This is a genomic window from Stenotrophomonas panacihumi (assembly GCF_001431645.1).
GTDB classification, from domain to species: Bacteria; Pseudomonadota; Gammaproteobacteria; order Xanthomonadales; family Xanthomonadaceae; genus Stenotrophomonas_A; species Stenotrophomonas_A panacihumi.
On sequence record NZ_LLXU01000062.1, the window covers coordinates 1 to 9,908 of the forward strand.

At 70.8% G+C, this 9,908-nt stretch carries 7 protein-coding genes; 5 read left to right on the forward strand and 2 right to left on the reverse strand.

Annotated features, from left to right (window positions below; all coding sequences use genetic code 11):
• On the reverse strand, positions 1–1,041 hold a 1,041-nt coding region (locus ARC20_RS06315; RefSeq protein WP_057645930.1), incomplete at its 3' end, for a leucyl aminopeptidase.
• Positions 1,042–1,148: 107 nt separating this feature from the next.
• Here ARC20_RS06315 and lptF point away from each other — a divergent pair.
• Together lptF and lptG are read left to right on the forward strand one after the other, a co-directional pair.
• Positions 1,149–2,234 carry an LPS export ABC transporter permease LptF gene (gene lptF, locus ARC20_RS06320; RefSeq protein WP_057645931.1) on the forward strand — a complete coding sequence of 362 codons (1,086 nt, stop codon included), beginning with the start codon at positions 1,149–1,151 and terminating at the stop codon, positions 2,232–2,234.
• Complete coding sequence (lptG, locus tag ARC20_RS06325; RefSeq protein WP_057645932.1) at positions 2,231–3,337, forward strand: LPS export ABC transporter permease LptG; 1,107 nt, start codon at positions 2,231–2,233, stop codon at positions 3,335–3,337. Before lptF ends, lptG begins: the two co-directional genes overlap by 4 nt.
• A gap of 33 nt (positions 3,338–3,370) precedes the next feature.
• Here lptG and ARC20_RS06330 read toward each other — a convergent pair whose 3' ends face one another.
• Positions 3,371–3,859, reverse strand: coding sequence for an RDD family protein (locus tag ARC20_RS06330; RefSeq protein WP_057645933.1), 489 nt, complete (start codon positions 3,857–3,859; stop codon positions 3,371–3,373).
• A gap of 68 nt (positions 3,860–3,927) precedes the next feature.
• Between ARC20_RS06330 and xerD the strand changes: the two genes are divergently transcribed.
• The 3 genes from xerD to purL all read left to right on the forward strand — a co-directional run bounded on the left by xerD (position 3,928) and on the right by purL (position 9,763).
• Positions 3,928–4,902 carry a site-specific tyrosine recombinase XerD gene (gene xerD, locus ARC20_RS06335; RefSeq protein WP_057645934.1) on the forward strand — a complete coding sequence of 325 codons (975 nt, stop codon included), beginning with the start codon at positions 3,928–3,930 and terminating at the stop codon, positions 4,900–4,902.
• Positions 4,903–4,974: 72 nt separating this feature from the next.
• Positions 4,975–5,790, forward strand: coding sequence for a DsbC family protein (locus ARC20_RS06340; RefSeq protein ID WP_057645957.1), 816 nt, complete (start codon positions 4,975–4,977; stop codon positions 5,788–5,790).
• A gap of 88 nt (positions 5,791–5,878) precedes the next feature.
• On the forward strand, positions 5,879–9,763 hold the full coding sequence (purL, locus tag ARC20_RS06345) for a phosphoribosylformylglycinamidine synthase (protein ID WP_057645935.1): 3,885 nt from the start codon (positions 5,879–5,881) through the stop codon (positions 9,761–9,763).
• Positions 9,764–9,908 lie beyond the last annotated feature (145 nt).

Below are 9,908 nucleotides of genomic sequence, written 5' to 3' on the forward strand. Positions count from 1 at the left end.
GCCCTCGGCGTCGGTGTTGCCGACCTCGATGGTCTTGCCCGACATGCTGGTGATCACGTCCGACGGGCGATAGGCGTTGCCGTCGATGGCGTTCTCCACCGCCGGCACCACCACCACCAGGTTGACCGGCAGCTGCGCCTTCACCGTGGCCACGAAGGTGCCGATGACGTTGGCGCCGCCGCACATGTCGTACTTCATTTCCTCGATGCCGCCCTGCGTCTTGAGGTTGACGCCGCCGGTGTCGAAGGTGATGCCCTTGCCGACCAGCACGTAGGGGCGCGCATCGCCGCCGCCGTTCCACTTCAGCACCACCAGCTTCGGGCGGTTGGCCGAGCCGCGGGCGACCGCCAGCAGCGAGCCCATGCCCAGCGCTTCCATCTGCACCTCGTCCAGCACTTCGGCCTCGGCGCCGTCATGGGCGGCGGCGAAGGCCAGCGAGGTCTCGGCCAGGTAGGCCGGGTTGCACAGGTTCGGCGGCAGGTTGCCCAGCTCGCGGGCGTACTCGACGCCGGCGGCGATGGCCAAGCCCTGCGCCAGCGCGGTGGCGTCTTCGCCGCGCACGGCCAGGTGGGCCAGGCCCTTGTCGTCGGCCTTCTTCTTGCCGAGGGTGGCGGTGTAGCGGTAGGCGGCGTGGTCGCCGGCGATGATCGCCTGGCGGATCGCCCAGGCCGCGTCGCGGCCCTTCACCGGCAGCTCGGACAAGGTGAACAGCGCCTGCGCGATGGGGCCGCTGCGCAGGGCGCGCACGCTGTCGCCGATCGCCTTGAGGTACTGCGGCACGCCGAACTTGGCGGCATCACCCAGGCCCACGACCAGCACGCGCGGGGCGGTGACGCCGGGCAGGTCGTGCAGCAGGGTGGTGGCGCCGGTCTTGCCGCTGACGTCGCCGCGGCCGAGCAGGGTGGCGATGCGGCCACCGCTGGCCGCGTCGAGCGCCTGGGCGGACGGGGTCAGGGACTGGTCGGCGTAGGCGCCGACGACGAGGCAGTCCACCGCGGCGGAAGCCGGGGCGTCGAGGTTCAGGGTGAATTGCAGGGCCATTGAGCAGATTCCATTGGCAAGTCCGTACAATCGCGGACTGTTTACGCCGGCCCGGTTAGGCTGGCGGCTCCGCGAACGAATCCAAGAGTTTAGCAAGCCCCCACCCTATGCCGAAGCTCGACCGATATCTGCTGCGTGATTTCACCCAGAGCTTCCTGGCCACGCTGATCGTGCTGCTGGTGGTCAGCGTCGGCGCGGTGCTGGTGGACATCCTGGGCAACATCGCCGACGGCAAGGTCCCGGCCCGGCTGCTGCTGTCCCAGCTGGGGCTGCAGTTCGTGGCCTACCTGCCGTTGATCCTGCCGCTGGCGCTGATGCTGGGCCTGCTGCTGGCGCTGGCCCGGCTGTACCGGGATTCGGAAATGGCCGTCATCACCGCCATTGGCGTCGGCCCGGGCCGGCTGCTGCGGCCGATCATGATGCTCACCGTGCCGGTGGTGGTCCTGATCGGCGCCTGCTCGCTGTGGCTGGGCCCGCTGGCCACGCGCACCGCCGACAAGATGCTCGAGGACGCCAACCGTTCGGTGGTCATCGCCGGGCTGGAGGCCGGGCGCTTCACGCCGCTGTCCGGCGGCGGGGTGGTGTACCTGTCCAGCGTGTCGCCCAACGGTACCCAGTTCGGCAAGATCTTCATGCAGCGGCAGACCGACGACCGCGTCGACGTCGCCACCGCCAACACCGGTTCGGTGTTCTTCGAAGGCAAGAAGGACCGCTTCCTGCGGATGGAAGACGGCTATCGCGTCGAGGGCCCCGCCCAGGGCGACGGGCTGGACTACCGCCTGCTGCGCTTCGCCCGCAACGAGATCGCGCTGCCCGACCGCGCGCAGGTGCACGACGAGAACGACCCGGAAGTGATGTCCACCCGCCGCCTGCTGGGCGACGAAAGGCTGGCCGCGCGCGCCCAGTTGAACTGGCGCATCGCCCCGCCGCTGCTGGCGCTGTCCTTCGCGCTGCTGGCGCTGCCGCTCTCGCGCAGTTCGCCACGCCAGCAGCGTTACGGCCGCATCATGCTGGCCTTCCTCGGCTACCTGGTCGGCACCAACCTGATGATCGTGGGCACGCAGTGGATTTCCGCCGGCAAGACGCCGGCCGCGCTCGGCCTGTGGTGGCTGCTGGGGCCGCTGCTGCTGGTGGCGGTCTGGGCCTATATCCGTGACGGACGGCTCTCGCGGCCGCGGAGGGCGGCGGCATGAGGTTCACCCCGCGCATCCATGACGTCTACATCGGCCGGGCGGTGATCGGCACGGTGCTGCTGACCTGGGCGGTGCTGCTGGGGCTGGACGTGGTCAACGCGTTCTCCAGCGAAGCCAAGGACATCGGCCAGGGCAGCTACAGCTTCGGCCATGCCATCGCCTACGTGGCCTACACCGTGCCGCGGCGCGCCTACACGCTGTTCCCGACCGCCGCGGTGATCGGCGCGCTGATGGGCCTGGGCCAGCTGGCGGCCACCTCCGAGCTGACCGCCCTGCGCGCGCTGGGCCTGTCGCGGCGCCGGCTGAGTTTCTCGGTCGCCGCCGCGATGGCGCTGCTGACCGGCCTGATGGTGATCAGCGGCGAAACGCTGGGCCCGTGGGCGCAGGGACAGGCCGACGTGCTCAAGTCCAGCGCCCGCTACGAGAGCAACATGTCGATGGCGCGCTACTCGGGCCTGTGGGCGCGCGAGGGCAACACCTTCCTCAACGCGCAGAGCGGCGAGGAGAAGCTGCTCGACGGCGGTGGCACCGCGCTGGAGCTGCACGACGTGCGGCTGTACCAGATCGGCGAGGACGGCCGGTTGCAGACGCTCACCCATGCCGCCGTCGCCGAGCATCGCGATTCGGGCTGGACGCTGCGCCAGGTGCAGGAAGACCACTTCGCCGAGCGTTCGGTGACGCGCGAGAAGAAGGCCGACATGCCGTGGCAGTCCGCGCTGGACCCGGCCGCGCTGGCGGCGGGCCTGGCCAAGCCGCGCAACCTCTCGGCGCACGACCTGCACACCAGCATCGAATACCGGCGCCGCAACGGGCTGGATGCGCGCGACTACGAAGACCAGTACTGGAGCCGCTGGTTCTACCCGCTCAACGTGCTGGCGCTGTGCCTGGCGGCGATTCCGTTCGCCTTCGGCTCGCTGCGCAGCGGCGGCATGGGCAAGCGGCTGTTCCTGGGCATCCTGTTCGCGCTGGGCTTCTGGCTGCTGCAGCTGTTCTTTGGCCGCATGGCTGGTGCACTCAAATTCGATTACCGCATCGCCTACGCGCTGCCGCCGATCGTGATGATGGCGGTGTCGGGTTGGCTGTTCCGCCGACGGAGCAGTTAGCGCGCCCCGCTTGAGGTTGTAACGCCTGTTTTCCTAGCGGCGCTTCTCCATGCGCACCAGCCGCGTACCGCTGAGGCGGTCGTGCCAGGTGAGGCGGTCGCGGTCGAACCACGCCCACCAGAAGCCCAGGCCGCCGGCGAACAGCGACAGCGTGCCCGCCGCATAGCGCCGCCATAGCACGCCCCAGCCCGGCACTTCGCCGTCGGCGCCACGCAGGTGCAGCCGCCACGGCCGCATGCCCAGCGTCTGCCCGCCCCGCCGCCAGCTGGCCGTCGCGTAGATGCCCGCCACGAGCCAGCAGCACAGCCACAGCAGCCATTGCAGGGCGCTGAAGGGGGCGATGTTCTCGCGGCTGCGGTGCCCGGCGAGGAAGAAGCCCAGGGTGAAGGCCGCCGACACCAGCATCCACAGCGCCAGCACCGGCCAGAAGTCGTAGAACAAGGCGAGCAGGCGCCAGGGCACGAGGGCGCGGGGACGGGCGGGGGCGTCGGCGAGGTCGGGCTGCGCGGCGATGGGTTCCATGGGCCGAGCATAGCCGCCACATCGCGGGCGAGGCAGCTGGCGCGCGTCGATCCGGCTAAGCTGCCCGCATGTCATCGCATTCCCCGGCCGAGCGGCGCCAGCGCGTCGGCGAACTCCCGCCGCTGCTTCCCGCCGACGAACAGGCGATCCAGCGCTTCCTCGACCTGCTGTGGGCCGAGCAGGGCCTGGCCCGGCAAACGCTGGAGAGCTACCGGCGCGATCTCTCCGGCCTGGCGCGCTGGCGCGACGGCCGCGCCGGCGGCCTGGCCCGCATCGACCGCGCCGGGCTCTTCGATTACCTCGCCTGGCGCACCGCCCAGCGCTATTCGCCGCGCAGCAACGCGCGCCTGCTCTCCACCCTGCGGGCGTTCTACGGGCAGGCGCTGTCACGCGGCGAACGTGCCGACGACCCCACCGCGCTGATCGACCCGCCCCGCCTGCCGCGCTCGCTGCCCAAGGCCCTGGCCGAAAGCCAGGTCGACGCGTTGCTCGCCGCCCCCTCGCTGGACGACCCGGCCGGCCTGCGCGACCGCGCCATGCTCGAACTGATGTACGCCGCCGGCCTGCGCGTGAGCGAGCTGGTCGGCCTGCCCGCCAATGCGGTGAACCTGCGCCAGGGCGTGCTGCGGGTGACCGGCAAGGGCAGCAAGGAGCGGCTGGTGCCGCTGGGCGAGGAATCCCAGCATTGGCTGCAGCGCTATCTGGATACCGCACGCCCGGCGCTGGCGGCGGGCAAGGGCGTGCCGGCGGGTGCCGACGGCCAGGTGCCGATGTTCATCGACGCGGCCCGCAAGCCGCTGACGCGCCAGCACTTCTGGCTGCTGGTGAAGCGCTACGCCGCGGTGGCCGGCATCGACCCGGCGCTGGTCAGCCCGCATGGCCTGCGCCACAGCTTCGCCACCCACCTGCTCAACCGCGGCGCCGATTTGCGCGCGCTGCAGATGCTGCTGGGCCACAGTTCGCTGTCCACCACCCAGATCTACACGCTGGTCGCCCGCGAGCACCTGCAGCAGCTGCACCAGCGCCATCACCCGCGCGGCTGAGGCCTGTTCCGTCGCGGCCGCTTCAGATCGGCTGTGCGAGAATCCCGGCAAATCCGCTTCATGGAATTGCCGATGTTCCGTTACGTCCTTTCCACGCTGCTGTGCGCGGCCAGCCTGTCTGCCTGCGCCCAGCCGGCGTCCCCCGCCAAGACCGCGGCCGCCGGCAAGCCCGCCGCCGCCGCGCCGGCCACCGGCGCCGACCAGCGCGTGCGTGCCGCGCTGGCCGAGCTGGACCCGCAGTTCAAGCCGGACTACATCGGCCCGGCCCCGTTTGCCGGCTTCCGCGAGGCCATCGTCGGCGGCCAGGTGCTGTACGTCAGCGACGACGGCCGCTACCTGATGCAGGCCCAGCCGTTCGACATCCAGTCGCGGCAGTTCGCCGCCAGCGAGGGCCTGCTGGCCTACCGCCGCGAGCAGCTGGCCAAGGTGCCGCGCAGCGAGCGCATCGTGTTCGCCCCGCCGAACCCGAAGTACACCATCAGCGTGTTCACCGATATCGAGTGCGGCTACTGCCGCAAGCTGCACAGCCAGATCGAGGAGCTCAACCGCCAGGGCATCGCGGTCGAGTACCTGGCCTTCCCGCGCATGGGCCTGGGCAGCCAGGACTACAAGGACATGGTCTCGGTGTGGTGCGCTGCCGACCGCAAGCAGGCCCTGACCTCGGCCAAGTCCGGCAAGCCGGTCGCCGCGAAGACCTGCGCCAGCAGTCCGGTGAACATGGAGTACGACCTGGGCCAGCGCCTGGGCGTGAACGGCACCCCGGCCATCTTCGGCCCAGACGGCATGCAGCTGGGCGGCTACCTGCCCCCGGCGCAGCTGCGCGCCGCGCTGGACAAGCGTGCCGCCGACGCCGCCTCGTCCACCGCCGCGGCCGGCGGCAGCCGCTGATCCAACTCGGGGGCGAGGCGGCCCGCGAAGCGGGATGCCTCGCCCGCATATACAATATGCGCCCCCGTTTCCCGCTACGGTCCCCCGGATGATCGTCCTCGAGGGCGCGCCCGCCCTGTCGCCGTTCCGTCAAGCTCGGCTGCAATCCCGCCTGCAAACCGTTGCCCCCGCGCTGCGCATCACCGGCGCCTGGCATGTCTACTTCCTCCAGACCGAGGCCGGGCAGTCGCCGGACGCGGACACCCTGCGCCGGATCCTGCAGGCCGAAGCCGCGCCCGCGCCGGTGGATGCCGGCAGCGTGTCGCGCTTCGTGGTGCCCCGCCTGGGCACGCTCTCGCCCTGGTCGAGCAAGGCCACCGAACTGGTACGCGGCGCCGGGCAGGCGATCCAGCGCGTGGAGCGCGGCACCCGCATCGATCTGGCCGGCTGGCCGCAGGACGCCGCCACCCAGGCCGCGCTCGCCAAGCTGCTGCACGACCCGATGACCCAGTCGCTGCTCGATTCGGCCGATGCGGCCCAGGCGCTGTTCACCGCGCCGGCCCGCGGCACGCTGGAGCGCATCCCGCTGGCCGGGCTGGAAGCGGCCAACGCCCGCCTCGGCCTGGCGCTGGCGGGCGATGAAATCGACTACCTGCGCGAGCGCTACACCGAGCTGGGCCGCGACCCGGCCGATGTCGAGCTGATGATGTTCGCGCAGGCCAATTCCGAGCACTGCCGGCACAAGATCTTCAACGCCAGCTGGACCATCGACGGCAAGGAGCAGGACCGCTCCCTGTTCCGGATGATCAAGCACACCCACCAGCAGACCCCGCAGTACACGCTCAGCGCGTACAGCGACAACGCGGCGGTGGTGGAAGGCCATGTCGCCGCGCGCTACCGCCCGGATCCGGCCACCGGCCGCTACCGCACCGAAACCGCGGTGCCGAGCGCGTTCCAGATCAAGGTGGAGACCCACAACCACCCGACCGCGATCGCCCCGTTCCCGGGCGCGTCCACCGGCGCGGGCGGCGAGATCCGCGACGAAGGCGCCACCGGCCGCGGCGGCAAGCCGAAGGCCGGCCTGACCGGTTTCTCGGTCTCGCACCTGCGCATCCCGACCCTGCCGCAGCCGTGGGAGGCGCCGCGCGCGCTGAACCCGCGCATGGCCCCGGCGCTGGAAATCATGCTCGACGGCCCGCTGGGCGGTGCCGCGTTCAACAACGAATTCGGCCGCCCGAACCTGCTGGGCTATTTCCGCAGCTTCGAGCTGGCCGAGGGCGAGGCGCTGAGCCGCGCCTACGACAAGCCGATCATGCTGGCCGGCGGCCTGGGCGCCATCGACCGCGTGCAGGTGGAGAAGATCCGCCTGCAGCCTGGCGATGCGGTGATCGTGCTCGGCGGCCCGGCGATGCTGATCGGCCTGGGCGGCGGCGCCGCCAGTTCGGTGGCCTCCGGCGACAGCGCCGAGGAACTCGATTTCGCCAGCGTCCAGCGCGACAACCCGGAGATGGAGCGTCGCTGCCAGGAAGTGATCGACCGTTGCGTCGCGCTCGGCCTGGACAACCCGATCCGCTGGTTCCATGACGTCGGCGCGGGCGGCCTGTCCAACGCGATTCCCGAGCTGCTGCACGACTCCGGCGTGGGCGGCGTGATCGACCTGGACAAGGTGCCCAGCGACGACCCGTCGCTGTCGCCGATGCAGCTGTGGTGCAACGAATCGCAGGAGCGCTACGTGCTCGGCGTGCCGCAGCCGCGCCTGGCCGAATTCGCCGACATCTGCGCGCGCGAGCGCTGCCCGTTCGCCGCGGTGGGCGTGGCGACCGCCGAGGAACGGCTGGTGGTGGCCTATGGCGCCACGCCGGGCCACATCCCGGCCGATGCCGCCATCGACCTGCCGATGGACGTGCTGTTTGGCAAGCCGCCGAAGATGCACCGCGACACCGCGTACCCGGCCGCCCCGCAGTGGCCGGCGCTGTCCACCGATACCTTCGACCTGCGCGAGGCCGGCCTGCGCGTGCTCGCGCACCCGACCGTGGCGGCGAAGAACTTCCTGGTCACCATCGGCGACCGCAGCGTCGGCGGCCTGACCGCGCGCGAACAGATGATCGGCCCGTGGCAGCTGCCGCTGGCCGACTGCGCGATCACCCTGGCCGATTTCGACGGCTTTGCCGGCGAAGCGATGTCGGTGGGCGAGCGCACCCCGCTGGCGCTGCTGGATTCGGCCGCCGCCGCGCGCATGGCCGTCGGCGAGGCGATCACCAACCTGTGCGCCGCGCCGGTCAACGCGCTGGACACCATCAAGCTGTCGGCGAACTGGATGGCCGCCGCCAACCACCCGGGTGAAGACGCCCTGCTGTACGACGCCGTGCGCGCCGTGGGCATGGAGCTGTGCCCCGCCCTGGACATCAGCATCCCGGTCGGCAAGGACTCGCTGTCGATGCAGGCCCAGTGGCATGCCGATGGCGTGGCGCAGAAGTCGGTATCGCCGGTGTCGCTGGTCATCACCGCGTTCGCGCCGGTGCCCGACGTGCGTCCGCAGCTCACCCCGCTGCTGGCCCGCGAAGAAGACAGCGAGCTGTGGCTGATCGGCCTGGGCGGCGGCAAGCAGCGCCTCGGCGGTTCGGTGCTGGCGCAGGTGTATGCCGGCGAGGAAGCGATGCCGGCGTTTGGCGGCGAAGTGCCGGACCTGGACGACCCGCAGCGCCTGCGCGCCTTCTTCGAACTCATCCGCGACGCGCGCGATGCCGGCCTGCTGCTGGCCTACCACGACCGCAGCGACGGCGGCGCGTTCGCCGCGCTGTGCGAGATGGCCTTCGCTTCGCGCCAGGGCCTGGACATCAACCTCGATGCCTGGGGCGATGACGCGTTCCGCAGCCTGTTCAACGAGGAACTCGGCGCCATCGTGCAGGTGGCCGACGAGGACCGCGCCGCGTTCGCCGACCTCGTCGAGCGCCACGCGCTGACCGAATGCGCGCAGCGCATCGCCCGCCCGATCGCCTCGCCGAAGATCCGCGTCTCGCTGGATGGCAAGAGCGTGGCGCAGTGGCAGTGGGACGAGCTGTTCGATGCCTGGTGGTCGGTCACCCATGCCATGCAGAAGCTGCGCGACAACCCGGACAACGCTGACGAAGAGCGCGCCATCGCGCGCGACTTCAACGCCCCGGGCCTGAAGCCGAAGCTGGCTTTCGATCCGGCCGAGGATGTCGCCGCGCCGTTCATCGCCACCGGTGCCCGTCCGAAGGTGGCGATCCTGCGCGAGCAGGGCGTCAACGGCCAGATCGAGATGGCCAACATCTTCGAGCGCGCCGGTTTCGAGGCGCTCGACGTGCACATGAGCGACCTCATCGCCGGCCGCGTGCAGCTGGGCGACTTCAACGGCCTGGCCGCGTGTGGTGGCTTCAGCTACGGCGACGTGCTCGGCGCGGGCCGCGGCTGGGCGACGTCGATCCTGGAGCGCAGCGCGCTGCGCGATGCGTTCGCCGAGTTCTTCGCGCGCGGCAACACGTTCTCGCTCGGCGTGTGCAACGGCTGCCAGATGCTCAGCCAGCTCAAGGACATCATCCCGGGCGCCGAGCATTGGCCGCGCTTCCTGCGCAACCGCAGCGAGCAGTTCGAAGGCCGTACCGCGTTGCTGGAAGTGGTCGAGTCGCCGTCGGTGCTGTTGCGGGGCATGGCCGGTTCGCGCATCCCGGTGGCGGTGGCGCATGGCGAAGGTCGCGCGGAATTCGCCAGCGCCGTCGACCAGGCGGCCGCGCGCGTGGCGCTGCGTTACGTCGATGGCGACGGCAACGTCGCCACGCAGTACCCGCTCAATCCGAACGGTTCGCCCGACGGCATCACCGGCCTCACCAGCGAGGACGGCCGCGCCACGATCCTGATGCCGCATCCGGAGCGCACCCCGCGCGCGGTCAACCTGAGCTGGCATCCGCGCGAGTGGCAGGGCGACTCGCCGTGGCTGCGGATGTTCCGCAACGCACGCGTATGGTGCGGTTGATCGCTTAGCCGTTCACCGCTCGATCGTTGCACCCATGAAGCCGCCGGCCGCAAGGTCGGCGGTTTTCGTTTATGGCGCGCGTGAAGGCGCGTGGCAACGGACTGCCATTGACGGATCTACAACGTTGTTTTTGCTGTGACTTCAT